This is a genomic window from Flavobacterium sp. 1355 (genome assembly GCF_017833415.1).
Classification (GTDB): Bacteria; Bacteroidota; Bacteroidia; order Flavobacteriales; family Flavobacteriaceae; genus Flavobacterium.
Genome location: NZ_JAFICC010000020.1, coordinates 43,852 through 69,818, shown reverse-complemented (window position 1 = coordinate 69,818; position 25,967 = coordinate 43,852). Strand labels below are relative to the sequence as shown.

Here is a 25,967-nt window from a genome sequence, read left to right as displayed (position 1 = left end):
ACTCAATCCTTTCAATAAAAAATCGCTGCAATTCTTAATACAGCCTGTTCAATCTGCTGCTCTCTGGCGTTGTCATCAGCCCGATCAAAATCACGAGCACCCCAAATAGCAGATGTGGAACGAAAACTACACCCGAAAATCCAAAAATCCACGGCGATGCGGCAAGAAACAAACCTGAGAGAATTTCTATTAACAAGTGGGCCTGCATGGGCAAAAGTTTATAAAGTCCGTGTTCATAATCAGTCTGCAGACTCAGAAAGAACGTAAATATACTAAAGATATAAAAAATAATGCTCTGCGCCGTATTGACTTCAAGGCGAAAGATAGCAGGTATAAAAAGTAAAAGGGTCGCCAGGGCATAATCCACATACCCATGGAGTCTCGTATCTAAAAATTTCATAAGGATTCAAATTTGATATTGCATTATGATGCAAATGTACTCTGGCAACTTATGCATGACCTTACATTTTCTGACGGGTACTTTATATAATTTTCAGTTTAATTTTTTTTGATACAAATTTCTATCGGTAGCCAAAAATGTTTTTGCGATATTCATAATGAGACTATCTTATTTTATACTATAAATAGACAATCCCACAGAGTATTTACTGTGGGATTGTTTTGGGTATAAAATCTGTTCTAAAATTACATAGCTGAGATTACGAATTCACTTCTTCGGTTTTTTAAATGTTCTTCTTCAGAACATTTAACGCCGTCTTTACATCTGTTTATCAATTTGCTTTCACCATAACCTTTTCCATTCAATCGATCGGCCTTGATGCCTTTTGCAACAAGCCATGCCATGATTGATTTTGCTCGTTTATCAGACAAAACCAAGTTTGATTTGGCTGAAGAGCGGCTGTCAGTATGCGAACGGATGTCGATTTTTATCTGCGGATATTCCTGCATTACAGCTAAAATTTTCTCCAGTTCTATTGCAGCGGCATCAGTAATATTCCATTTTCCTAAATTAAAGTAAATCATTGAGATGTGCAGCGTTTTAGCTAAGTCTGTTCCTACTTTAATCGTTTTTATTTCCGGAATTTCTATGGCTGTAATTTTTTCTTTTTCAAGATTAAAATCCAGCTTGTTTTCTAAACCTGTTGAAATAATAATTGTATTTTTTTTCGCCAAATACGTTTCTTTTTCTACCCCAACTGAATATTCTTTATTGCAATTGACTTTAAAGCTATATTTTCCATCCTGTAAAGTTATTGCCTGATCAATTACCTGATTATCTTCACTTAGCAACTTTATTGTAACACCTTGCAGTACTACATTTTTGTTGTCAGAAATAGTTCCGGTTAAAGTTCTCTCACAAACCAGTTTTTTGGTCTCTGTAAATTTGTAAATATCGTCATTGCCTGCCCCGCCTTTTCTGTTGGAAGAAAAATAGCCTTTGCCGGTATTGCTATTAATAATAAAAGCAAAATCATCGAATGTAGTATTTACCGGCTCGCCAATATTCTGAACCTGATCGAAAATTCCGTTTTCCAGCATTTTCGAAACAAAAATATCCAGTCCTCCAAGTCCAGGACGCCCATCTGTTGCAAAATACAATTGGTTATCTCCTGAAATAAAAGGGAAAGTTTCTCTTCCTTCTGTATTAATTCCAGCGCCCAGATTTTCCGGTTTCCCGAATGTTCCGTCGGCATTAATCGTAACGCTATACAAATCAGACTGTCCTAAAGTTCCGGGCATGTCTGATGCAAAATACAGTTTCTTTTCATCCAGACTTAAAGCCGGATGTGCTGTACTGTATTTATCACTATTGAATGGCAGTTCTTTTATATCTGACCAGCTGCCATCTACCAGATTTGCTTTATACAATTTTAATAATGTAATGTTCTTGTCATCTGTACCTCGTTTTCCTTCCAGATAATTATTTCGGGTAAAATACATTGTTTTTCCGTCTTTGGTAAACACGGGAGTCGATTCATTAAATTTAGAATTAATCTCTTTGTTTAAAAGCACCGGATTAACGACATCCCCATCTGGATTAATAGATGCTATATATAAATTGGAAAAATATTTGTTGGTCCATTTGAATGTTTTGCCTTCTTTTTTTCCAATTTTTCGGGCAGAACTAAAAACCAGGTTATTATTGAAAAATGCACTTCCAAAATCTGAATTCTCTGAATTTAGAGTTACCTGCGAAATTTCAAATCGGCCAGAATTTAATTTAATCTGTTCCAGGTAATTTTTATTGTTTTGGAATAAAATTCCCCTGCTGTCAGTGTTGCTCTTTTTAACGAACTCTTCCAGCATTTTATCTGCTTTTGCATAATCCCCAATCGATTTTAATGACTGACCATACCTGTATAAATATTCCGGCTCCTGCTTTGCATTTAAGGCAAAAAGCCTACTATAATAGGTTGCTGCTTTTGGCAGTTCAGCATTAAAATAGTAGGCGTTACCTAATCGCTGGAACATTTTTTCATCTTCAAATCCTTTTGCAGCCAGCTTTTCATAAATTTCTATGGCATCTGCAAAAGCATAATTATTATATTCTTTTTCTGCTTTTGCCAAAAGTGCTTTTTGGGCAATTGCCTGATAACAAAAAAGTGACAGAAAGAGGATGAGTACTATTTTTTTCATTTTCATAATTAGAAAAATCTTGGTGATGTAATTCGGTTATAACTATTCATAAATTCAAAACGAAGGAATATCTCATGAGAGCCGGAGTTGTAGTTGTTTAACCTGGTTGTTTCCCTGTCATAAGCATAGCCAATATAAAGGCTTTTATTGAGCTGAAATCCAGCCATTGCGCTTAACGCTGCACTCCATCTGTATGAAACACCAACAACAAATTTTTCATTAAACATGAAATTTGCAGATGCATCAAGCTGTAACGGAGAACCTTCAATTACTTTAGCTAATACTGCGGGTTTAAACTTTATCATTTCATACTGATCCAGATTAAACACATAACCGGCTATTAAATAATAATTAATCTGCTCTTTATATATTGCAGTTTCATTGTCATTAAAACGATTTGTTTCGATAAAATTAGGAACCGACACACCTACATAACCTTTGTCTGAATGCAAGTATACTCCTGCCCCTACATTTGGTGAAAATTTGTTTTTGAAGTTCGAAAACTGAGGATCTCCCTGATGTTCCGGATTCAGTTTGTTTGGATCAAGGTTAAAAATATTGGCAGATCCTTTTATACCAAAAGAAAGTTTGGTTGTGGCAGATGTTGGAATGGAATAAGAGAAGTCGGCTGAAAAATTATTTTCAGTCGTTGGTCCTATTTTATCATTTACCAATGAAAATCCCAATCCAACCTTATCATTTACTGGTGTGTTTAATGACAAAGTACTGGTTTCAGGCGCTCCATCAAGTCCAACCCATTGTGTACGATACAATCCAAAAATACTCATAACTCCTCTCGAACCGGCGTAGGCAGGATTTATATTAATGGTATTGTGCATATATTGTGTAAACTGCGCATCCTGCTGTGCAAAACCTGCCACAGAACAAAACAATAAAACTAAAGTTAATTTTTTCATTTTTTTATTTTTAAAATAATGGCTTAACTTATTAGCTAAGCCATTTTTATTAATATGAAATATTATCTGGTCAGATATAAATAACCCGCTTCTTCCTGAGGCTTAGACTGATTATCCTTGTATCTTATGATGTAATAATATGTTCCTTCGGGTAAACCGTTTGACTCTTTTACAGTTGTTCTTCCTTCTGAAAAACCTTTAAATACCACATCATTGTTGTTGTAATGATCTCTTTCGAAAACAAGCACACCCCAACGGTTGTAAATCTGAACAGTATTTTCAGGATAACATTCAATTCCTCTAATATAAAATCTCTCGTTTTTCTGGTCTCCGTTTAAAGAAACTGCATTATGGATTTCTATAGCGCAACCGTTTAAGTTGGTTAGAGTTGGTTTATCACTGCCTTCATTCTCAAAATCTGAAGTATCGGTTGCAGTAATACCGCTGTGAGTAAGTCCTGAAACTGTTGCCTGATTACTTACTACACCTGCATTTATATCTGCCTGAGTTAAAGTGTAAGTCCCGGTAAATGTAAAGGTGTCGCTTTCGCCAACTCCCAAATTAATTGGACCACCGTTGATTACTACTCCGGGTAAAAGGTCTTTAATAAGAACATTTTCCAGTGCAGTATTACCCGTATTTTTAACCGTGAAAGTATACGTTATAGTTTCCCCTGCTTCAGGAATTCCATTTCCGTTGTTATCATTTAATGATGCTTTCATAATAAGTGAGACTGCCGGTGTTTCAACAAAGATGTGAACTGTTGCAGTAGTGCAATTGTTTGTATTTGCTTTTTCACAAATTTGGTATGTCAAAGTATGGTTACCACCTTTGGTTCCAGGTGCTACATCTATAGTTCCATCCTCATTTAAAGTAATTCCGTTCGGTAAATTTTGTCCTGTTACAATAACATTTGCAGGATTAACCGGAACTCCGTTTAATTTATCATTGTCTAAAACATTGATTACTTGCAATGAACCGTTAATACCATCTGCGATAATATTATCATCATCATTTTCGGCTACGATTCCAAATTGCGGTCTTGCATTACATCCGGCTGCTGCCGAAGGATAATTTACGACTACAGATTTAGTAGGATTTAATGTAAACTGCATTGTAACAGCCGGTCTTGTTAATTCAAATCCGTCATTACCTTCTGTCCACTGTCCGTTTACAAGAACCCATCCTGGCCAGTCGATTGGTTTGTTATTACTGTCTACTACAGCACCAGGCCACAACACAGTACCGTTTAAAGGCATGTTATTTTGTGTTGCTACAATATTATTAGCACTGTCAATCCAGTTAATAGTTACTAATCCTGATGGTGTAAAATTATCAGCAGTAACCTTGTAGGTAACATAAGCTGTATTGTCTGCACAGTAGCTATCTGCTGTTACAGTCATTTCAGGTGCTATAACAGTTACCGTGGTTGTTGTAGTTGTACAGTTGCTGCTGTTTGCTGCTTCGCAGATTTGGTAAGTTAGTGCGTAAGTTCCTGCCGGAGTATTTGGAGCAATTTGAGCTGTTCCATCCGGTTTCAATGTCAATAGTCCTTTTGGATCCGGAATTAGCACTACTAACTTAATATCAGAAAGTACTACTGGATTGTTGTTTAAAGTATCATTGTCTAAAACGTTAATTACATCAACAACTTCGTTAATACCTACAACTGAAGCAACTTCGTCTTTAATTGCATTAAGCGCCGCTTTTTCAATTGGAATCGTAATTACTGCTGGCGTACTATCTACAGCACCATTGTTGTCTGTTACTGTAAATGTAAACGTATCATTGCCTGAGAAGACACCATTTGGATCGTAAGTCAATAACGCTGCTTCCGCAGGTGTCAATACCTGATTTACTAAAATTGGTGTACCTGATAGTGCTAATACTCCATTTGATGGTAATGTTACTACAATATAATTCACAACCGTTCCGTCAGAATCTGTCGCTGTTAAGGCATTAATTGCCGTAGCACCTGCTCCCGAAGGAATAGTAACATTAGTATCATCTTTTGCAACAGGAGCATTGTTTACAACCGGAATTGTAATTGTTGCTGACCCTGAAACTGCTCCCAGATTATCTGTTGCAGTAAATATAAAAGTATCTAAACCAGTATAAGTTCCGCTTGGATCATAAGTTAGCGTCGCTGCTTCAGCAGGTGTTAAAATCTGATTAACCGTAATTGGCGTTCCTGCCAGTGATAATACTCCATTTGTTGGTAAACTAACAACAATGTACGCAGCGATAGTCCCGTCAATATCTGTTGCTGAAAGTGCATTAATTGACGTTGCTCCTGCTAATGATGAAACACCAGCGTTTGTATCGTCGTTTGCAATTGGTGCATCATTTTCAGCCGTAACGGTGATAATTTCATTTGCCGTTGCTGTTCCTCCGTTTCCATCACTGATGACATAAGGGAAACTGATGGCTGTAGCCGAATTAAAGTTAGCATCCGGTGTGAAGATCATCACGCCTGTAGCCGAGATAGTCACTTTTCCGTTTGGAACTGTGATTTCCTGAACACCACCTATAAGGTTAACACCGTTGATTGACGTTACTGTTAGGGTATCTCCGTCAGCATCACTGTCTGCTGTTAACGGGTTTAAGGTTAAAGTCGTGTCCTCTGCAACAGTATAAGAATCTGATACCGCAACTGGATTATCGTTTTCAGCCGTAACTGTAATGATCTGATTTGCCGTTGCTGTTCCGCCGTTTCCATCACTGATGACATATGGGAAACTGATGGCTGTAGCCGAATTAAAATTAGCATCCGGAGTGAAGGTCATCACGCCTGTAGCCGATATAGTCACTTTTCCGTTTGGAACTGTGATTTCCTGAACACCACCTGTAAGGTTAACACCGTTGATTGACGTGACCGTTAAGGTATCTCCGTCAGCATCACTGTCTCCCGTTAATGGGTTTAGGGTTATTGTTGCATCCTCTGCAACAGTATAAGAATCTGATACTGCAACAGGATTGTCATTTTCAGCCGTAACGGTGATAATTTGATTTGCTGTTGCTGTTCCTCCATTTCCATCACTGATTACATAAGGGAAACTGATCGCCGTTGCCGAATTAAAGTTAGCATCCGGTGTGAAAGTAATCACGCCTGTAGCCGATATAGTTACTTTTCCGTTTGGAACGGTGATTTCCTGAGTTTTACCGGTAAGGGCAGTTCCATTGATTGACGTTACCGTTAAGGTGTCACCATCGACATCACTGTCTGCCGTTAATGGGTTTAAGGTTATAGTTGTATCCTCTGCAACAGTATAAGAATCTGATACTGCAACAGGATTATCATTTACAGCCGTAACGGTGATAATTTGATTGGCCGTAGCTGTTCCTCCCTGTCCATCACTGATTACGTAAGGAAAACTGATCGCTGTCACCGAATTAAAGTTAGCATCAGGTGTGAAAGTAATCACGCCCGTAGCCGATATAGTCACTTTTCCGTTTGGAACTGTGATTTCCTGAACACCACCTGTAAGGTTAACACCGTTGATTGACGTTACCGTTAAGGTATCTCCGTCAGCATCACTGTCTGCTGTTAACGGGTTTAAGGTTAAAGTCGTGTCCTCTGCAACAGTATAAGAATCTGATACTGCAACAGGATTATCATTTACAGCCGTAACGGTGATAATTTGATTAGCCGTAGCTGTACCCCCGTTTCCATCACTGATTACGTAAGGGAAATTGATCGCTGTTGCCGAATTAAAGTTAGTATCCGGTGTGAAAGTCATCACGCCCGTAGCCGATATACTTACTTTTCCGTTTGGAACTGTGATTTCCTGGGCAACTCCCGTAAGGGCAGTTCCGTTGATTGACGTTATCGTTAGGGTATCTCCGTCAGTATCACTGTCTCCCGTTAACGGGTTTAAGGTTATCGTTGTATCCTCTGCAACAGTATAAGAATCCGATATCGCAACAGGATTATCATTTTCAGCCGTAACGGTGATAATTTGATTAGCCGTTGCTGTTCCGCCTTGTCCATCACTGATTACATATGGGAAACTGATCGCCGTTGCCGAATTAAAGTTAGCGTCCGGTGTGAAAGTAATCACGCCTGTAGCCGATATAGTTACTTTTCCGTTTGGAACAGTGATCTCCTGGGCACCACCTGTAAGGGCAGTTCCGTTGATTGACGTTACTGTTAAGGTATCTCCGTCAAGATCACTGTCTGCCGTTAACGGGTTTAAGGTTATAGTTACATCTTCTGCAACAGTATAAGAATCTGATACTGCAACAGGATTATCATTTTCAGCCGTAACGGTGATAATTTGATTGGCCGTAGCTGTTCCTCCCTGTCCATCACTGATTACGTAAGGAAAACTGATCGCTGTCACCGAATTAAAGTTAGCATCAGGTGTGAAAGTAATCACGCCCGTAGCCGATATAGTCACTTTTCCGTTTGGAACTGTGATTTCCTGAACACCACCTGTAAGGTTAACACCGTTGATTGACGTTACCGTTAAGGTATCTCCGTCAGCATCACTGTCTCCCGTTAATGGGTTTAGGGTTATTGTTGCATCCTCTGCAACAGTATAAGAATCTGATACTGCAACAGGATTGTCATTTTCAGCCGTAACGGTGATAATTTGATTTGCTGTTGCTGTTCCTCCATTTCCATCACTGATTACATAAGGGAAATTGATGGCTGTTGCCGAATTAAAGTTAGCGTCCGGTGTGAAGGTCATCACGCCTGTAGCCGATATAGCCACTTTTCCGTTTGGAACGGTGATTTCCTGAACACCACCTGTAAGGTTAACACCGTTGATTGACGTTACTGTTAGGGTATTTCCGTCAGTATCACTGTCTCCCGTTAACGGGTTTAAGGTTATCGTTGTATCCTCTGCAACAGTATAAGAATCCGATATCGCAACAGGATTATCATTTTCAGCCGTAACGGTGATAATTTGATTAGCCGTTGCTGTTCCGCCTTGTCCATCACTGATTACATATGGGAAACTGATCGCCGTTGCCGAATTAAAGTTAGCGTCCGGTGTGAAAGTAATCACGCCTGTAGCCGATATAGCCACTTTTCCGTTTGGAACGGTGATTTCCTGAACACCACCTGTAAGGTTAACACCGTTGATTGACGTTACTGTTAGGGTATTTCCGTCAGTATCACTGTCTCCCGTTAACGGGTTTAAGGTTATCGTTGTATCCTCTGCAACAGTATAAGAATCCGATATCGCAACAGGATTATCATTTTCAGCCGTAACGGTGATAATTTGATTAGCCGTTGCTGTTCCGCCTTGTCCATCACTGATTACATATGGGAAACTGATCGCCGTTGCCGAATTAAAGTTAGCGTCCGGTGTGAAAGTAATCACGCCTGTAGCCGATATAGTCACTTTTCCGTTTGGAACGGTGATTTCCTGAACACCACCTGTAAGGTTAACACCGTTGATTGACGTTACTGTTAGGGTATTTCCGTCAGTATCACTGTCTCCCGTTAACGGGTTTAAGGTTATCGTTGTATCCTCTGCAACAGTATAAGAATCCGATATCGCAACAGGATTATCATTTTCAGCCGTAACGGTGATAATTTGATTTGCTGTTGCTGTTCCTCCATTTCCATCACTGATTACATAAGGGAAATTGATGGCTGTTGCCGAATTAAAGTTAGCATCCGGTGTGAAAGTAATCACGCCTGTAGCCGATATAGTTACTTTTCCGTTTGGAACTGTGATTTCCTGGGCAACTCCTGTAAGGGCAGTTCCGTTGATTGACGATACCGTTAAGGTATCTCCGTCAGCATCACTGTCTGCTGTTAATGGGTTTAAGGTTATAGTTGTATCCTCTGCAACAGTATAAGAATCTGATACTGCAATAGGATTATCGTTTACAGCCGTAACTGTGATTAACTGGTTTGCCGTAGCTGTCCCACCGTTTCCATCACTGATTACATATGGGAAACTGATCGCCATTGCCGAATTAAAGTTAGCGTCCGGTGTGAAAGTAATCACGCCTGTAGCCGATATAGTCACTTTTCCATTTGGAACGGTGATTTCCTGAGTTGTACCGGTAAGGGCAGTTCCATTGATTGACGTTACCGTTAAGGTGTCACCATCGACATCACTGTCTCCCGTTAATGGGTTTAAGGTTAAAGTTGTGTCTTCTGCAACAGTATAAGAATCTGATACTGCAGCAGGATTATCATTTACAGCCGTAACGGTGATTATCTGATTGGCCGTAGCTGTTCCGCCGTTTCCATCACTGATTACATAAGGGAAATTGATGGCTGTTGCCGAATTAAAGTTAGCGTCCGGTGTGAAAGTAATCACGCCTGTAGCCGATATAGCCACTTTTCCATTTGGAACGGTGATTTCCTGAGTTGTACCGGTAAGGGCAGTTCCATTGATTGACGTTACCGTTAAGGTGTCACCATCGACATCACTGTCTCCCGTTAATGGGTTTAAGGTTAAAGTTGTGTCTTCTGCAACAGTATAAGAATCTGATACTGCAGCAGGATTATCATTTACAGCCGTAACGGTGATTATCTGATTGGCCGTAGCTGTTCCGCCGTTTCCATCACTGATTACATAAGGGAAATTGATGGCTGTTGCCGAATTAAAGTTAGCGTCCGGTGTGAAAGTAATCACGCCTGTAGCCGATATAGCCACTTTTCCATTTGGAACGGTGATTTCCTGAGTTGTACCGGTAAGCGCAGTTCCGTTAATTGACGTTACTGTTAGGGTATCTCCGTCAGCATCACTGTCTGCTGTTAACGGGTTTAATGTTAAAGTCGTGTCCTCTGCAACAGTATAAGAATCCGAAACTGCAACAGGATTATCATTTACAGCATTTACTAAAAATGTAATATCAGCAGAATCACATAATCCATAACTGTCGCATAAAGTATAAGTAATTTTTGCTGTTCCGTTATAATTATTTGCTGGATTAAAAGTCACAATTCCAGTAGCGGTGTTTAAAGTCCAATCACCTTTAGCATCAAAAAATGAAGTCTGAATTCCTGGTGTTACAGGATCTAAATCTACCGTAAACTGACCTGCTCCATTAACTGGTGCAGTAGGATTTCCGTCCGGATCTGTATCATTTGTAAGTATATTAATAGTACCGTCAGCTCCGTCTTCATCTAATGGAGAAGCTGTACGATCATCATCATTTGCTATTGGGGCATGATTTACGGCTGGCGTAGAAGATCCCGAATCATTAACGGGAGTTGGATCGTTTTGCTCTCCTGAAATAGTTGCTGTATTAGTATAATTACCTGTAGCATTTACTGTCACTTCCACGTTAAGTGTTGCACTTGCCCCATTGGCAAGATTACTAATAGTCCACTCCGGCGCTGACCAGTTTCCTGTTGAAGGTGTTGCACTAACAAAAGTATATCCTGAAGGAAGTACATCTGTAACTTTAACTCCTGTTGCAGCACTCGGTCCTGCATTTGAAGCTGTAATTGTAAAAGTAATATTATCCCCGACATTTGGTGTCGTATTATCTACTGATTTTGTTACCGAAAGATTCGTTTGGATTACTGGTGTTGCTGTTGAAGAGTTATTTGCGGTAGTACCATCAGGATTATTTCCTGAAATAGCAGCCGTGTTTGCATATGCTCCTGTTGCATTAACTGTAGCCGTAATCGACAAGGTTGCACTTGTACCGTTTGCAAGGCTTCCAATTGTCCAGTTTGGATCTGTCCACGTACCTGTAGAAGGCGTTGCACTAACAAAAGTATAACCTGCAGGAAGAACGTCATTTATTGTAACACCTGTAGCTTTATAGGGGCCGTTGTTTTTGGCTGTAATTGTAAACACACTATTGCCTCCAACACTTGGAGTAGTATTATCTACCACTTTTGTAACCTCAAGATCTGCGGGACAAAGTGCAGCGTCAAAATTTCTGGTTGTTACTGATGTCCCTCCACATGTAGTAACTACTGAATATTGAACTACTACTGTACCTACTCCGGTAAAACTCAAAGTGTTTCCTGCCAAAGTACCCGGACCACTTATGATGCTTAATGTACCACCGGTTGGAGTTGGATTTAATAAAACAGGATCATCAATACAATATTTTGAATCAGGTCCTCCTCCGGTAGAAACAGGCTGAATTACAGGATTGGATTCTGCACCACAAATCTGCACATTAGCTGTAGCAAAAGTATAGTTAGATTCTACCACAGTATTCGTGGCACCACTACCCATACTACCGTTTGTTCTATGACCAACGTAACCAAATTTTGATTCACAACTTTTAACTATCATTGAGGTATGACCTCCCGTTTCAACAGCCAAAATATCTTCACTGCCTGTTAAACCACCAGGCATTCCCGGATCACTTGCACCTGTTCCTCTCCCTAGCAAAGAGTTATTACTATTTCCAAATGCAAATAGCTTTTTATTGTTGTTAATTACATTAACAGCGCCATACTGACTATCATGTTCCTGAGAGCTAAACCATTTAATATCTGCCATCACATCGGTCGCAACATTAGAATATCTGGGCTGAACCCATCCTAACCTGTCGGTAGTAGACCAGTCTCCTAGCTCTTTAGTAGAATTTTCGCCTACTCCATATAAATTGCCATCCGTCATTAAAACGTAGTACGCTTTTGAATTAGTGGCTCCTGTTGCGCCAATCATTTTTGGCGCAACAGAACTTGGCAATGTCATTTTTATTGCTGTAGTCTGGCTTGCTATTTTTGCCGAATTATCTCCCAATAACACATTATTTCCCCACACATATATTGTTCCGTCAGACTTTAATGCCATCAGGCCATCAACGCTTCCTCTACAAGCTACAACATCAGTCAAAAATGGGTTTCCTGCATCAGAAGTTGTAACTCTATACCATGTAGCAGCAGACGTACCTGCTGCTCCGTTACCTCGCACACTTGCTGTTTGCGAAATCACCCACACATCTCCTCCACATGTTGTAATTGCTACGGTTTTAGCCGTTACAAACAACATTTTTACATCTGCCGGAGCAACTCCTGTTGGCAGACCTGTACTGTTTCCTCCAATTGTTAGTTTCTGGAAAGCTGAACCTGAAGTAAGAGAATTATCAAGAACAATCCCTTCTGTAGCCCAGGCATATAAACCGTCTGTAGCCAGCACAATTCCCTGAACGTTGAATTGAGATGTACTACCCAGACCAACTTTTAAAGGAGTTCCTGTTAAAGCCGGAAAATTTACTGCATTTAAAGTTACAGGTGAAAATAAATTTGTATTTCCACTGTTGGCAAGATATTCTCCCCAAACCTGAAAAGAACCGTCTGAGGTTCTAACAACTGTCGAGTGCCAGCTTGACACAAAGTTATCATACTCTATTGTTGCTGCATTGTTATTTGATGCTGATCCGAAATTGGATAAATCCGTATTGGAACAACCTGCTACCGGTGTAGCGCACTGAGCATTGGATGTCTCAATGGATACAAAAAAAACAACCAGTATATAGATTGTATTTTTTAAGTTCGGTATTTTTTTTAAAGTAAAGTAGTTTTTTATCATAAGTGTACTATTTTATTTTCTGAGGGAGATTATAGGTCTTTGCTTCATTATTGAAATCATAAAAGTCAAACATTAAATACGCTTCATTATTAATAATTCCTGACACTTTATATTTCAATAGTTGAGTTTTCTTGTTTAAGGAAATCTCTTTTTCGACCGGCTCTGAAACCAGTAAAACCCCAATTCCGGCAACTGACATTTGCGGAGCGGGTAACTTTATAATCGAATTATCTTTTGAAGTAATTTCTACCGGAACACTAATTATCAAATCTGTGTAGTTTTTTCCTTTTGCAAGCTTCTCTGAGAATTTAATTTTTGAAAAATCAAAGGATAATTTGACAGCTTCTACCTTAATACGGAACCTTTCTGCAAACATTGCATGATCACATTCTCCCTTGTGTTTTTTATTTTCCTGAAAGTTTATATCATAAATCCCTGGCTCCAAAAACTCATAATTATTAATATCATTACCACTCAAAAAAGTACTGATATTGCTTTTAGAATTTGTAATTCTCCAGGTCACTGCTGAATCAATGTTTCCAAAATCAATTTTTTCGCCAAAAGAAATCGTCTTGTAAAATTGCTCAGACTGAAGGTTGAAATTGTTTTGGGCTGTCGATTTGAAACTAAAAAACAAGCTGTACAATAAAAAATAAATTAGAAGTTTTTCGTTTTTAAAACTGAAGGATTTCCAGTAATTAGTCGTTGTCATAAAATGAAAATTTAGTTGTTCTAGCTATTTGCTAATCGGGTGCGAAAGTAGCATTTACATAACCCGTAAATAAGCCTGATCCTTTACCAATTACGCAATAAGAAAAATATTTTATGACAAAAAAATACACAATCAACTCATTTACAATTGATTACAAAAAACACATTTATCTTGTGTTTTAATAAAGAATATTGGTTGGTTAATAATCCTTGAAGCTCTGGATGATATTTTAACCTTTGGTTGCTAACTAATTAATGCCTTTATGCACTGAAATTTAAAAGGAAAAAGAGAAAAATAAAACCGAAGGAATCGAGTTTCCTAAAATGGAAAAAGGCAGTTAGAGAACAAATTATATTTATTAATTGTTGCTGATTAGATCTTATAATAATTAGTATTTATGAGAAAAAAGCTATTATTTTAATTTAAACTAATATTGTTTTTAACTTAAAGATTTAATCTTGTTAATAAAGTATAGAATTGATAAACTTGTCATAATTTTGTCTAACTTAGAAATATCATTTTGTCGCTAAGTCTTAATCAAAATCGCAGGTGTAATTTTAAGAGTGAGTTTCAAATAAAAGATCAGAAAACCTGATAAAAATTAATTAGAGTAAATACTCTGCTTGTATTAGCCTTCACCTGTTAATTCCATTACTTTATCTATATGCACTTAAAATCTTTTCTATTATTCATTATTGTTGTTATTTCAAATCAGCTCAATTACTCGCAAAACTCAAAATACGACAAGATCTTTGCTGAAACCGCTCAGGTATTATTAAGTTCAAATCCACAAAAAGCTTTAAGTAATACCGATTATCTCTACAGTATTTCAAAAAATAATCTGGAAAGAATCAAGGCATGCATGCTGAAAGCCACTCTTCTGCGTCAGTACGGTCTGCGCAATGATGCAATTGCAACTTTAAAACGTGCAGACAGTATAGGGACGATTGACGGGAACCCTACTATGCAGGCCAGAATAAATGGTTTCTTATCTACCCTGTATCGGGAAAATGAAATTTACAGTATCGGGAAAACTCATTTGCAAAAAGCAGTTGCTGTAAGCAGAAAAATAGAGGATAAAAATGAAAGGTATAAGTTCCTTGGAAATTTATCTCAGGAAATAGCTTATTACGAGATGCATGCTTTAAACTATTCAAAAGCAATTTCAAACCTTAAAGCAGGAAATCAATCCTTCAAAAAAGCCGGCTCCAACATTGATGTTAATTTTCAGACAGCTGTCAACGATGAGCTCATTGCAAAAAGTTATCTTTTAATGAAAAAGGTTGATTCAGCATTGCTCTATTATGACAAGGCATCAAAAGAACTTGAAGTGTCTCAATTGCCAAACAGTCCTTTGAAAGGTTTTATCTATAATGGCTACGGAAACGTCTATGCTTCAACAGGCAACTATAATAAGGCACTGCTGCATTACCAAAAAGCAGAGAAGATAGCAGACGCGTCCAATTTTTTTGCACTAAAGCAGGAGGTATATGCTTCTTTACTGGAGCTTTATAAAAAAACGGATAACAAAAAGTACATTGCTTATAATGAAATGAATGTAAAGCTGAATAAGGATGATGAATACAACCGTAAAATTATTGCAGATGATTTAATTAAGAGTCTTCGCAAAAAACAGGCAGACAGCCAGTCTAGTTACCGTAAGAATACGGCTTTTATTATTGGCATTTGTGTTTTTATTGTTTTACTTACAATAGGAATTTACATCTTTAGAAGAAAACAGGATTATAAAAAATTTAAAAATTTTATCGATAAAAGTGCATTAACCCTTTCAAATGAAGAAGAAAATCAGGAAGAATATAAAGAAATAACGCTTAAAAAAGAGGCTAAGGAATATATGCCGGAAGCGACAGAAATTAGTATTCTAAATGGCCTTCAGGAACTTAAGAAATCACATTATTACCTCAACAAGGATATATCCTTAAATTCTGTTGCTGCCGAACTTAATATAAACCAGCGATATTTATCTTATGTCATTAATAAACATAAATCAAAAGATTTTGCCGGCTATATAAATGAATTGCGAATAAATTATATTATCGATCGGTTAAAAAATGACGACAGATATTTAAAATATAAAATAAGTTATCTTGCAGATCAATGCGGTTTCTCGTCACATAGCAGATTTACAATAACTTTTAAAAAGGTAACCGGTGTTTCTCCATTAAACTTTATTACCTATCTTCAAAAAGAACGTGAAGAACATAAATAGATTGGTGTTGTAATTACCTGCCGGCTTCCTGGCCTTCATACTTAGCAGTAGCATTATTATAAATGAACCTTAAATAATTTTATGAATTGTTTTTAACAGCAGTTTCCCATTCGTTTACATCACAGACACTACACCTATGCGGTAAATTATTTTTTGCAACTGTATTGCCACAGTTTCGGCATGCAATGAAATTCTCATCGTAATTAACTTCATTTCTAAAATCCTGATCAGCCTCAGGCAACAGGCATAACCCAGGTCTTTCCTTTTCGTCGCTATAGGTAACTATTGAGAAAACCCCTTTAGATTCAAAATAAACACGCTGAATTGAACCTAGATTTATTATACCTTTTAATCGTAAAGCGGCAAAAAGACGTTCGTGGGTAATCCTGCTCTTTTTCATTTCATTAATTATCAAACGCCCATTTTCTACTAAAGTTGAAATCTCGTCTAATAAAATTCGCTCTGCATTCGAGTTTCTTGAAGTAATATAGGCTTGTAATGCCTGTAGCGAAATAATGATAAGTATAACCGTTACAGATGGCAGAAGTCCCCGTTCAGGAGTATGGATTGCAACACCAACCGATGCACCAAGCGTTACCAATGTTACCATTTCGCCCCTGCTGATCATAGCTTCCATGCGTCTTCCTAAAAGCCGAAGCGATATAACAAGTATGATATAAATAAAACATATCCTTACAATGACTTCCAGAATAAATTCCGGCGGCACTTCTCCTAAAAAAATACGCTCCCAATCGCTTAATTTGATATCGTCCTTATCCATCTTTTAAAAATTCTTTTGAAGGTTCAACCCAGTGATTATGTCCGCAATTAAAGCATTGCGACACATAACTCTTATCCACAACAGTTCCGCACCAGGAACAGGCGTTGTGTTTTTCATCTTTTACAATAATTGCGTCAATATCTTTTACCGGAAGTATAGATAACCCGGGCTTTGGCTCTTTATATTTGTAAAGACTCATTGTTCCCGAGGCTTCAATATAAGCTCTTTTAACCTGCCCCAAATGTCTTATTTCCTTTTCGCGCAAAAGCTCAAATAACTGCTGTCTCGAAATAAAATGCTTTTCTAACTGTTCAATATCAATAACTGAATCTTTAATAAGAATAGCTACCTGACCCTGCATCAGTTTTTCCCAGCTTCTACTGATAAAAAAACTTCGGGTAAGACTGCGCTGCAACACCAAAATTGTCAGTAAAACGATCACGCCAATAACAATTCCATGAGCTGGCCCATGCATGGGCATTGCGACAATAGCTCCGAGTGTGATAAATACAGCCCTTTCAGTAATGGTTAATATGGAGTTCGTGCGTTTTCCCAATAATCGTACTACAAATACCAATGCCATATATAAAATGATACTGCGAATGGTTACTTCCACAATAATTTCAGGTGGTGCTTCTCCAAATAAAATTCGATACCAGTCAGTAATCTTTACATCATCCTTATCCATAACAGCCGATTTAATTGTAATTAGGATTATAAAAGTGCCTTCTTTTTTAAAATTCTGTTTATATCATTGTAAAGAGTGTTTATATAATTCACATATAATTCAACCTATAGAGTAAAATTGAAATAAAACACTCTAAGGCACATCTTAGATTTTTGTAAGTTTTATACGGTATTATATAAAATAGATTTTTTTTAAAAATAGAAATTTGACTTTAATAAAGAATTAATCAAAAACGGCAATTATAAAAACCCTAAAGTTATATGGAAAACTTATCAAACTATTTTGGACAAAATATAGACCGTAAACGTATTGTTATTACGGGCGGTACAACAGGAATCGGAAAAGCAACTGCAGAACTCCTGGCTTCACTTGGAGGCCATATCTTTATTTTTGGACGGGACAAAGACGACTTCGATCAGGCAATTGATTCAATTAACGCTCAGGCACAAGGCAAAGTGTATGGCATTACAGCTGATATTACACGAAAAGAAGATATTGAACTTATCTGGCAGGAAATTGACAATACTCTTGGAGGAATTGATATTCTGATTAATAATGCAGCCTTACCTGCGGACGGAATCGTGGAGGAAGAGTATGAAAATATTAAATATATTCTTGAAACCAACATCCTTGGATATATATCCTTTACTAAAGAAGCTGTGTCAAGAATGGAAACCCAGCATGAAGGCCATATCGTAAACATTGGTTCTATGAGCGCAGAAACACACGAAGAAACAGGAACTGTTTATGTGGCAACAAAATCTGCCATAAGAGGATTCAGTGCTGCACTGCGAAAAGAAGTAAACGAACTTGGAATAAAAGTCTCTCTTATCGAACCCGGCGCTGTGACGAGTGATATGCAGCCTGCACCAAAAGAAGAACAGCGCGAGCAAGTTAAAAAAATGGAAATGCTTGAAGCTGAGGATATCGCCATGAGCGTTTTATTTTGTCTTTCACAGCCGAAACGTGCCGATGTTGTGAGCCTTCAGGTTAGACCTCACTTACAAGTTATTTAAACGGTATGAGTAATACAAACGAAATATTAGCAAGTACAGGCAACAGAGAGTACCCGCTTCCTGAGAAAAAATGGAAATATTTTCAGCAATGGCACCATACTATTTTCTGTCATTGGGAAGTTCCTGCCTATTTTTTACAAGAACATATACCAAAAGGAATTGAATTGGATACTTTCAATAATATGGCTTGGGTTTCTCTTGTTGCTTTTGAAGTGAGAAATATGAGATTAAAAAATACACCCCCTCTTTGGTATATTTCCAACTTTCACGAGATAAATCTACGAACATATGTAATCAAAGACGGAAAGCCTGGAATTTATATGTTTTCAATCGAAACAGATAAATTAATTGAAGTTTTACTCACACGGGTTTTTCTTGGGCTACCGTATAAAAAATCTAAAATAACACGGACTCCAAAAAAAATGGTTTCCCAAAACAAAGCTCTAAACCAGCGGCTTGATATTACAATTGGAAAAATACGGCCATTAAAAGAAAAAACGCCTTTAGATTTCTGGCTGACCGAAAGACATTGTTTATATGAGACATGTGGTAATGAAATCTGCAGATTTGATATTCACCACAAAGAATGGCAACTTCAAGATTTAAGTGCCACCATAAATGATATCTCATACAATGCAGGACAATACAGTATAAGTACTTTTCCTGATAAAATTCAATATGCTGAAAAGCTGGATGTAATTTTATGGGGAAAGGAAAAAGCGTGATATCCATATTTAGCTATGTTCCTAATACTTCAATTGGAGCATCTAATCATTGACATTGTAAAAGCCTCCGAAAACATTTAGTCTATTGCATATCAATTTTAACTTAAAAATTATTATCAAAAACTTTATTCGCATCAACTTCATGTAAAATACCTGTAAATTATGTAAGCAAAGTGATTTTTTTTGTAAGAAAATAACCAATACTCAAAATACATTTACACATAAAAAGAGGAGTAATCTTTATATAATTCTTTACAAATAAATACTTAATCACTTATAAATCATGATAAACAATTTAAAGAATACTAAAAAAAACACTACTGCAAAAACAGATTTGATTAATAACTGCGGACAACAGTATTATGATATGATTGTGTTTTGTCATCTAAGATGGCAGTTTGTGTACCAACGCCCACAGCATATTATTAGCAGATTGGCATCTAAAATGAAAGTTTTATTTATTGAAGAGCCAATTCCTGCCAATCAGGATGAAAACCTGCCTGGAAATCTACTAGTTATTAGTGAGCAACTACATGTTTTACAACCGTTTGTAAAAGATATAGAATCAATAATAGATATTTTGCCTGCTTACATAAAAAACAAAACGATTCCTATTGGATGGTTTTACTCCGCTTCATTTGCTCCTTTGTTGGAACAAATCAATTTTGAAACTGTAGTATATGATTGTATGGATGAACTTTCTTTATTTAAAGGTGCTCCTGTCCATCTTATTAATCAGGAAAAATATCTTATGGCCCATGCTGAAATTGTCTTTACTGGCGGAAAATCATTGTATGAAGCTAAAAAACAACTTCACTCAAATGTATATTGTTTTCCAAGTTCTGTTGATCAGGAACATTTTGCGCAAGCCTTAAAAGAAATTACTATAGCAGAGGACATTACCAATATACCAAAACCAATTGTGGGCTATTACGGTGTAATTGATGAACGTATTGATTTAGATCTACTTCGCAACTGTGCCAAAAAACTGCCAAATGTTTCTTTTGTAATGATTGGCCCTTTGGCTAAAATTGAAAATGCTGACCTTCCAAAAGAAACTAATATTAATTATTTAGGAATGAAATCCTATGATGAACTTCCTACTTATTTAAAAGCTTTTGACATTGCCATGATGCCGTTTGCCTTAAATGATGCTACAAAATACATAAGTCCGACCAAGACTTTAGAATATATGGCAGCGGGAAAACCCATCATTTCTACCAAAATTACAGATGTAGTACGCGACTATAGTGAGAGTGTTACCTTAATAGAAAACGAGGGTGAATTTTGTGATGCTATAGAAACCCTGCTTACAAAAGATCATACTCAAATTCAAATGGAATACAAAAATATCCTGGAGAAAACCTCCTGGGATTCAACCGCTGATAAAATGGAATCAATCATTAAAAAATTTGCAAAATGAAACAAATAGACATTTTAATTATCGGTGCCGGAATCTCTGGTGCTGTACTTGCAGAACGGTACGCCTCTATTGGAAAAAAAGTTTTAATTATTGAGAAACGCAATCATATTGCAGGAAACTGTTATGATTATATTGATGAAAACGGCATTTTAGTCTCTAAATATGGGGCGCATATATTTCATACCAACGAAGAAGAGGTCTGGAAATATGTCAACCAATTTTCTGACTGGTATCCGTGGGAGCATAAAGTTATTGCCCGAGTTGATGATAAAACAGTGCCGATTCCTGTAAATATTACAACTGTAAATAAGTTATTTGGCACTCAGATTTCCAACGAAGAAGAAATGAAAACCTGGCTTGAAGAACACCGTTCACCAATTGCCACACCTTCAAATGGTGAAGAAGCTGTTTTGAGTCGTGTGGGCCCTTTTTTGTACGAAAAAATGTTTAAACATTATACAAAAAAACAATGGGATAAATATCCTGCCGAACTTGATGCCTCGGTTTTAGAACGAATTCCGGTTAGAACTAATGATGATGATCGTTACTTTTCTGATACGTATCAGGCATTGCCAAAAGGTGGTTATACACAATTATTTGAAAAAATTCTGGATCATCCAAATATCGAAGTTTTACTGGAAACGGATTATTTTGATGTAAAAGATAAGTATACTAACTACGAAAAATTGTTTTATACCGGACCTGTAGACCGCTTTTTTGAGTTTAAACACAGTCTTCTTGAAAAACTCGAATATCGTTCGATCAACTTTGTAAGTGAAACAATCGATGCCGAATTTTTTCAGGAAAACTCTGTAGTAAATTATCCGGGAACGGAAGTTGATTTTACCAGAATTATAGAATACAAACATTTTGGAAATCAAAAATCAGATAAAACTACTGTAGTAAAAGAATTTACCGTAGACGAAGGAGAGCCATATTATCCGGTTCCAAACCCACGCAATCAGGAAATTTATGCACGCTATAAAGAAGAGGCCGACAAACTCGTGGATGTTCATTTTGTAGGAAGACTGGCCAACTATAAGTATTTTAATATGGATCAGGCTTTTAAAAATGCACTGGATCTTTTTAATAAATTAGAAAATAAAATTATTTATAAAACAGCTGTTTAGATGGATCTTTTTACTACTTTTTTTATGGGAGGTTACGAATGTGCGGATCATATTAACCGCTCTGGCGAAAGAATTAACCTTTTGAAAGAAACACAGCATGATATTCGTTTTTCTGAGGATTATGAAGCTTTGTCTGCGATTGGTATCAAAACCGTTCGTGAAGGTATTTGCTGGAGTGCTGTAGAAAAATCTCCCGGAGTTTTTGACTTTTCTGGTGTTCTCAACCGAATGCAGGCTGCAGAAAAGTTTGGAATTCAGCAAATTTGGGATTTGATTCATTTTGGCTATCCAGACGGAATTTACCCTACGCATCCACATTTTTGCAATCGCTTTGAAAAATTATGCGAAGCTTTTACCTTGTTTTATAAAGAACATTCAAAACAGGATTTGTTTGTTGTTCCCATCAACGAAATTAGTTTTTTATCCTGGCATTCCGGCGATGTAAGGGGCACGGTTCCTTTTGCAGTAAACAGTGGCTGGGATATTAAGTATCATTTGTGCAAGGCTGCGATCTTAGGTATAAAAAAAATAAAAAAAATCGATCCTGAAAGCCATGTTATTATAGTCGAACCTTTGGTGAGAGTTCATCCTTCGGGTCCGGAAACTGTAAATGAAGCCATTGCCTTAAACGAAAATCAATATCAGGCAATGGATATTATTGCCGGAAGAATGTGTCCCGAACTTGGTGGTTCTGAAGAGCTTCTGGAAATTCTGGGATTTAATTATTATTGGAACTGCCAATGGGAAATAAGCGGAAAACCGCTCGACTGGCCAGATAAGCAGCAATCCAGGATTCCATTCTCAGAACTATTGCAGGAAGTCTATAAACGCTATCAAAAACCTGTATTTATTTCAGAAACAGGACATTTTGGATCCGGACGTATTGAGTGGCTGAATGAAGTTACTTCTGAATGTTTATTAGCCCAAAAAAACGGGGTTGATTTAAGAGGAATCTGTATTTATCCTGTAACAGACAGGCCAGATTGGGATGATCTGACAAAATACTGTGAATGTGGGATCTGGGATCTTGATGAAAACAGCAACCGGATTCCGCATCAGCCTTATATTGATGCTTTGGTGCATGCGCAGCCCAATTTCAGGAAAAACTTTTTTAATCAATTTGTTGATTTTTTTAAATAACGTTTAATCAAAAAAATATGTAAAATGGAATTAACGAAAACAATAACCGGTATTACATTTAGTGCATTTGATTTATTGCATGCTGGTCATGTAAAGATGCTTGAAGAGGCAAAATTATATTGTGATTATTTAATTGTGGGGCTGCAGACTGACCCAACAATTGACAGACCTGAAAAAAATAAACCAACACAATCTGTCGTTGAAAGATATATACAGCTCAAAGCCTGCAGGTTTGTAGATGAAATTATTCCGTATGCTACAGAGCAGGATCTTCAGGACATTCTTCAGTCATTTGCAATCGATGTTCGAATTATTGGAGAAGAATACAAAGACACCAATTTTACCGGACGTGACTATTGCGAAAAAATGGGCATAAAACTCATTTATAACAAACGCAACCACCGTTTCTCCAGCAGCGGACTACGAAAAGAAGTTTATGAACGTGAATGCTTAAAATTAGTTTAATATGATACATCCAGATACAGAAGTACGCTTTATAAGCAAAGAAAAAGGTTACGGCGTTGTAGCTACAAAATTAATTCCAAGAGGAACAATAACCTGGGTTCAGGACGATCTCGATCAGGTTTTCAGTAGAGAGAGAGCCGAGAATCTGAATCCATCTATAAAAAAATATTTGGACACTTATTCTTTTACCAATAAAAATGGCGAAATGGTTTTGTGCTGGGATAACGGCAAATTTGTAAATCATAGCTTTAAACCAAGTTGTTTCAGTACGCCTTATGATTTTGAAATTGCCATAAGAGATATTCATCCCGGCGAAGAACTTACGGACGATTACGGTTATCTGAATGTTGAAAAACCATTTCATGTTATTGATGAGAATACCATTAGGAAAACTGTTTATCCGGATGACATTCTTACTTTTTATGAAGAATGGGATGCGCTGATAAGAGAAAATGCTCCCGAAGTTCTAAAAGTCCCACAATCCTTAAGAGCACTTATTTCTGAAAAAACATGGGATGAGTTTGTAAATGCTGTCTATCATCCTACTTTAATGAGATCAATACTTGAATGTCATTATCAACACAATAATTCTGTAAAAAGCGCCTCTTAGTTTTAGATCAATAGTTTAACTAAAAGTTTATTTTATGCCCTCAGAAATTGTTACAAAATGTAGTAAAACAATAGCTGCTAAACAATGGAATATTGCTTTTGCAGAAAGCGCAACCGCAGGTAGAATGGCTGCTGAATTTTCTATGACCGAAAAATCAGGAGATATATTGCGTGGCGGAATTGTTTGTTATGAAATATTTGTAAAGGAGCAGATTTTAAATGTTCCGCACAGTATCATTGAAAAATGTACCCCCGAATCTGCCGATGTGACCAAAATATTGGCACAGCAAACATTAAAGATATTCAATTCCAAAATTGCTGTCGGCATTACGGGGCTTACAACTCCGGGCGGCAGCGAAACCGAAGAAAAACCTGTTGGCACAATGTTTATTCATATCATAACTCCAAATGATAAAATAAGTCACAGGGAAGTCTTTAAAGGTTCGCCCGAAGAAATTGTTTTACAAACAATTGATAAAACAGCGCAACTCATAATAGAAAGTATTGCCAAACTGAAATAAAAAACCTGTAATCTTAATATGAGATTACAGGTTTTAAAAACATGACAATAATTCTAAAAAGAAAATGTTATTCTTCATCTTCCTCTTCTTCTGAAGCCTCAAAATTGATGTTGTTGTAGGCAACTTCAGTTAAAAGTGAATCTGCTTCTTTTTCTTCGTTTAAAGTTTGCTGTAGTAATTGCAGCGCTTCATTCTCACCGAGTGTTTCAGCAAATGCGGCAAGTGTGCCATAAGTAGCAATTTCATAATGTTCAATTTTTTGCGATGCACCAATAATTCCTGCATCACGTACAGGACCTTGCTGCGTTTCTTCCATTATACTTTCGCCTTCTTTAATCAAGCCTTCCATTGCTTCACACTTTTTTGCCGTTGCTTTTTCTTCAATCAACTCAAAAACCTGTTCTAATCTGCTTACTTGTTCTTCTGTAACCTTAAGGTGATCGTTAATTGTATTTATAAGATCTTCAGAAGTAGCATTTTCAGCCATTTTTGGCAGTGCTTTTGTCAACGCTTTCTCTGCCCAGTAGATATCTTTTAAAGATTCTACAAATAGTTCTCTAAGTCCTTCTGCCGCAGATGATTTTGCTTTTACACTTCCTCTCGGTTTTGATTGGGTTCTGGTACTTTTAGTTTTCGTATCAGATGTACTAGTGTTTTTTGTAGTTTTCATATATTAAATTTTAATTAATTTCATATTCTAAAAATATACTTTACACAGTATCAGTTTTTTACAAAATTATAATTCGCTTTTATAAAATTGGCATCCACATTTTAAGTCATTCAGCATTGAATAAAATAAAAAGGCATTAAATTGGCATCATTGCTTTGAGCCTGATCTCCAGCTGATATAAAAGAAGCTGCCATTTGGCAGCTTCTTTTGAAAGGACTTATTAATTATTTGATTTTAACGTACCGGACTCGTCCTGTTGCAAATCTGTAGGAGATTCAGGTTCATCATTACTATTCAGTGATGACTCTATAGATTCTTCCTCAGTGTCAGGGCTGAAATCTCCAGATCCGCTGTACTGATTCCTGGCATTGAATCCCTGATCGGTATCCTTAAATTCCTCATTATCAAAATTTTTGTTTTGCTTTTCCATAACTTATCCATTTACGTTTCTATCCTCAGCATCGTGACCTTCCAATTTTACAAGCTTGTTATAAATTCCCAACAGTAAAAATGGAGCAGCCCATTGCCCAACAAATAAGGCGTTATGACTTTTACCCAGACATTTTAGAGTAAGTGATGTTCCCATTGCAGCCAGTGAGGCATACAAGAATAAATCTGATGGCAGTTTTGAAGTCTGTTCTTCAATAGCCTTTGCCGTTGCACCTTCCGTGCTTTGATTATCTAATATCATAATAAGTTTATTTAAAATTAATATTTGGAAATTTAAGCAGCTTCGGAATGTTTTTTTTACACAATTTATTCCAAGATTTACAATATTATATTTTATAAACAAAACAAAATCAAAGAATTAACATGTTTTTTATTCTATCATGAACGTCCCGTTTCTTTTAATATTCTAATTAATT

General features: G+C 37.0%; 19 protein-coding genes. 9 read left to right on the top strand and 10 right to left on the bottom strand.

What is annotated here, in order from left to right; genetic code table 11:
• Window positions 1-34: 34 nt before the first annotated feature.
• The 5 genes from JOD96_RS21010 to JOD96_RS20990 all read right to left on the bottom strand — a co-directional run bounded on the left by JOD96_RS21010 (window position 35) and on the right by JOD96_RS20990 (window position 13,703).
• Window positions 35-400: an SPW repeat protein gene (locus JOD96_RS21010; protein ID WP_209566200.1), complete on the bottom strand. Its 366-nt coding sequence runs from the start codon at window positions 398-400 to the stop codon at window positions 35-37.
• Window positions 401-645: 245 nt separating this feature from the next.
• Window positions 646-2,604, bottom strand: a complete 1,959-nt coding sequence (locus JOD96_RS21005) for an OmpA family protein (protein ID WP_209566199.1) — start codon at window positions 2,602-2,604, stop codon at window positions 646-648.
• 2 nt (window positions 2,605-2,606) lie between these two features.
• The gene (locus JOD96_RS21000) at window positions 2,607-3,515 is read right to left on the bottom strand and encodes a type IX secretion system membrane protein PorP/SprF (RefSeq protein ID WP_209566198.1); all 909 of its coding nucleotides are present in this window, start codon (window positions 3,513-3,515) and stop codon (window positions 2,607-2,609) included.
• A 62-nt stretch (window positions 3,516-3,577) separates the two neighbouring features.
• On the bottom strand, window positions 3,578-12,991 hold the full coding sequence (locus JOD96_RS20995; RefSeq protein ID WP_209566197.1) for an Ig-like domain-containing protein: 9,414 nt from the start codon (window positions 12,989-12,991) through the stop codon (window positions 3,578-3,580).
• 7 nt (window positions 12,992-12,998) lie between these two features.
• Window positions 12,999-13,703, bottom strand: coding sequence for a hypothetical protein (locus tag JOD96_RS20990; protein ID WP_209566196.1), 705 nt, complete (start codon window positions 13,701-13,703; stop codon window positions 12,999-13,001).
• Window positions 13,704-14,367: 664 nt separating this feature from the next.
• Here JOD96_RS20990 and JOD96_RS20985 point away from each other — a divergent pair.
• A complete protein-coding gene (locus JOD96_RS20985; RefSeq protein ID WP_209566195.1) occupies window positions 14,368-15,933 on the top strand; it encodes a helix-turn-helix domain-containing protein in 1,566 nt (521 codons plus the stop codon).
• Window positions 15,934-16,012: 79 nt separating this feature from the next.
• Here the strand turns inward: JOD96_RS20985 and JOD96_RS20980 are convergent, their stop codons facing one another.
• The gene (locus JOD96_RS20980; protein WP_209566194.1) at window positions 16,013-16,714 is read right to left on the bottom strand and encodes a DUF421 domain-containing protein; all 702 of its coding nucleotides are present in this window, start codon (window positions 16,712-16,714) and stop codon (window positions 16,013-16,015) included.
• Window positions 16,707-17,402 (bottom strand): DUF421 domain-containing protein, encoded by a 696-nt coding sequence (locus JOD96_RS20975; RefSeq protein WP_209566193.1) that lies wholly within the window; start codon window positions 17,400-17,402, stop codon window positions 16,707-16,709. Before JOD96_RS20975 ends, JOD96_RS20980 begins: the two co-directional genes overlap by 8 nt.
• Window positions 17,403-17,662: 260 nt before the next feature.
• Here JOD96_RS20975 and JOD96_RS20970 point away from each other — a divergent pair, with 260 nt between their 5' ends.
• The 8 genes from JOD96_RS20970 to JOD96_RS20935 all read left to right on the top strand — a co-directional run bounded on the left by JOD96_RS20970 (window position 17,663) and on the right by JOD96_RS20935 (window position 24,431).
• Window positions 17,663-18,418 (top strand): SDR family oxidoreductase, encoded by a 756-nt coding sequence (locus JOD96_RS20970; RefSeq protein ID WP_209566192.1) that lies wholly within the window; start codon window positions 17,663-17,665, stop codon window positions 18,416-18,418.
• A 5-nt stretch (window positions 18,419-18,423) separates the two neighbouring features.
• The gene (locus JOD96_RS20965; protein WP_209566191.1) at window positions 18,424-19,143 is read left to right on the top strand and encodes a YqjF family protein; all 720 of its coding nucleotides are present in this window, start codon (window positions 18,424-18,426) and stop codon (window positions 19,141-19,143) included.
• Between the two features lie 283 nt (window positions 19,144-19,426).
• The gene (locus tag JOD96_RS20960) at window positions 19,427-20,566 is read left to right on the top strand and encodes a glycosyltransferase (RefSeq protein ID WP_209566190.1); all 1,140 of its coding nucleotides are present in this window, start codon (window positions 19,427-19,429) and stop codon (window positions 20,564-20,566) included.
• Window positions 20,563-21,696, top strand: a complete 1,134-nt coding sequence (glf, locus tag JOD96_RS20955) for a UDP-galactopyranose mutase (RefSeq protein WP_209566189.1) — start codon at window positions 20,563-20,565, stop codon at window positions 21,694-21,696. The genes JOD96_RS20960 and glf overlap by 4 nt, the downstream gene beginning before the upstream one ends.
• Window positions 21,697-22,836, top strand: coding sequence for a hypothetical protein (locus tag JOD96_RS20950; protein WP_209566188.1), 1,140 nt, complete (start codon window positions 21,697-21,699; stop codon window positions 22,834-22,836).
• A 24-nt stretch (window positions 22,837-22,860) separates the two neighbouring features.
• Window positions 22,861-23,301 carry an adenylyltransferase/cytidyltransferase family protein gene (locus tag JOD96_RS20945; RefSeq protein WP_209566187.1) on the top strand — a complete coding sequence of 147 codons (441 nt, stop codon included), beginning with the start codon at window positions 22,861-22,863 and terminating at the stop codon, window positions 23,299-23,301.
• 1 nt (window position 23,302) lies between these two features.
• Window positions 23,303-23,911 carry an SET domain-containing protein gene (locus tag JOD96_RS20940; RefSeq protein ID WP_209566186.1) on the top strand — a complete coding sequence of 203 codons (609 nt, stop codon included), beginning with the start codon at window positions 23,303-23,305 and terminating at the stop codon, window positions 23,909-23,911.
• A gap of 34 nt (window positions 23,912-23,945) precedes the next feature.
• The gene (locus JOD96_RS20935; RefSeq protein WP_209566185.1) at window positions 23,946-24,431 is read left to right on the top strand and encodes a CinA family protein; all 486 of its coding nucleotides are present in this window, start codon (window positions 23,946-23,948) and stop codon (window positions 24,429-24,431) included.
• A 67-nt stretch (window positions 24,432-24,498) separates the two neighbouring features.
• Here the strand turns inward: JOD96_RS20935 and JOD96_RS20930 are convergent, their stop codons facing one another.
• The 3 genes from JOD96_RS20930 to JOD96_RS20920 form a co-directional block, all read right to left on the bottom strand.
• Entirely contained in the window at window positions 24,499-25,101 is a 603-nt protein-coding gene (locus JOD96_RS20930) for a ferritin-like domain-containing protein (RefSeq protein WP_209566184.1), read from the bottom strand.
• Between the two features lie 220 nt (window positions 25,102-25,321).
• Window positions 25,322-25,531: a hypothetical protein gene (locus JOD96_RS20925; RefSeq protein ID WP_209566183.1), complete on the bottom strand. Its 210-nt coding sequence runs from the start codon at window positions 25,529-25,531 to the stop codon at window positions 25,322-25,324.
• 3 nt (window positions 25,532-25,534) lie between these two features.
• Window positions 25,535-25,792, bottom strand: coding sequence for a hypothetical protein (locus tag JOD96_RS20920; protein WP_209566182.1), 258 nt, complete (start codon window positions 25,790-25,792; stop codon window positions 25,535-25,537).
• Window positions 25,793-25,967 lie beyond the last annotated feature (175 nt).

Coding starts and splice junctions, on each gene's coding strand:
- JOD96_RS21010 (WP_209566200.1), bottom strand. CDS start 400: ATGAAATTTTTAGATACGAGACTCCATGGGTATGTGGATTATGCCCTG.
- JOD96_RS21005 (WP_209566199.1), bottom strand. CDS start 2,604: ATGAAAATGAAAAAAATAGTACTCATCCTCTTTCTGTCACTTTTTTGT.
- JOD96_RS21000 (WP_209566198.1), bottom strand. CDS start 3,515: ATGAAAAAATTAACTTTAGTTTTATTGTTTTGTTCTGTGGCAGGTTTT.
- JOD96_RS20995 (WP_209566197.1), bottom strand. CDS start 12,991: ATGATAAAAAACTACTTTACTTTAAAAAAAATACCGAACTTAAAAAAT.
- JOD96_RS20990 (WP_209566196.1), bottom strand. CDS start 13,703: ATGACAACGACTAATTACTGGAAATCCTTCAGTTTTAAAAACGAAAAA.
- JOD96_RS20985 (WP_209566195.1), top strand. CDS start 14,368: ATGCACTTAAAATCTTTTCTATTATTCATTATTGTTGTTATTTCAAAT.
- JOD96_RS20980 (WP_209566194.1), bottom strand. CDS start 16,714: ATGGATAAGGACGATATCAAATTAAGCGATTGGGAGCGTATTTTTTTA.
- JOD96_RS20975 (WP_209566193.1), bottom strand. CDS start 17,402: ATGGATAAGGATGATGTAAAGATTACTGACTGGTATCGAATTTTATTT.
- JOD96_RS20970 (WP_209566192.1), top strand. CDS start 17,663: ATGGAAAACTTATCAAACTATTTTGGACAAAATATAGACCGTAAACGT.
- JOD96_RS20965 (WP_209566191.1), top strand. CDS start 18,424: ATGAGTAATACAAACGAAATATTAGCAAGTACAGGCAACAGAGAGTAC.
- JOD96_RS20960 (WP_209566190.1), top strand. CDS start 19,427: ATGATAAACAATTTAAAGAATACTAAAAAAAACACTACTGCAAAAACA.
- glf (WP_209566189.1), top strand. CDS start 20,563: ATGAAACAAATAGACATTTTAATTATCGGTGCCGGAATCTCTGGTGCT.
- JOD96_RS20950 (WP_209566188.1), top strand. CDS start 21,697: ATGGATCTTTTTACTACTTTTTTTATGGGAGGTTACGAATGTGCGGAT.
- JOD96_RS20945 (WP_209566187.1), top strand. CDS start 22,861: ATGGAATTAACGAAAACAATAACCGGTATTACATTTAGTGCATTTGAT.
- JOD96_RS20940 (WP_209566186.1), top strand. CDS start 23,303: ATGATACATCCAGATACAGAAGTACGCTTTATAAGCAAAGAAAAAGGT.
- JOD96_RS20935 (WP_209566185.1), top strand. CDS start 23,946: ATGCCCTCAGAAATTGTTACAAAATGTAGTAAAACAATAGCTGCTAAA.
- JOD96_RS20930 (WP_209566184.1), bottom strand. CDS start 25,101: ATGAAAACTACAAAAAACACTAGTACATCTGATACGAAAACTAAAAGT.
- JOD96_RS20925 (WP_209566183.1), bottom strand. CDS start 25,531: ATGGAAAAGCAAAACAAAAATTTTGATAATGAGGAATTTAAGGATACC.
- JOD96_RS20920 (WP_209566182.1), bottom strand. CDS start 25,792: ATGATATTAGATAATCAAAGCACGGAAGGTGCAACGGCAAAGGCTATT.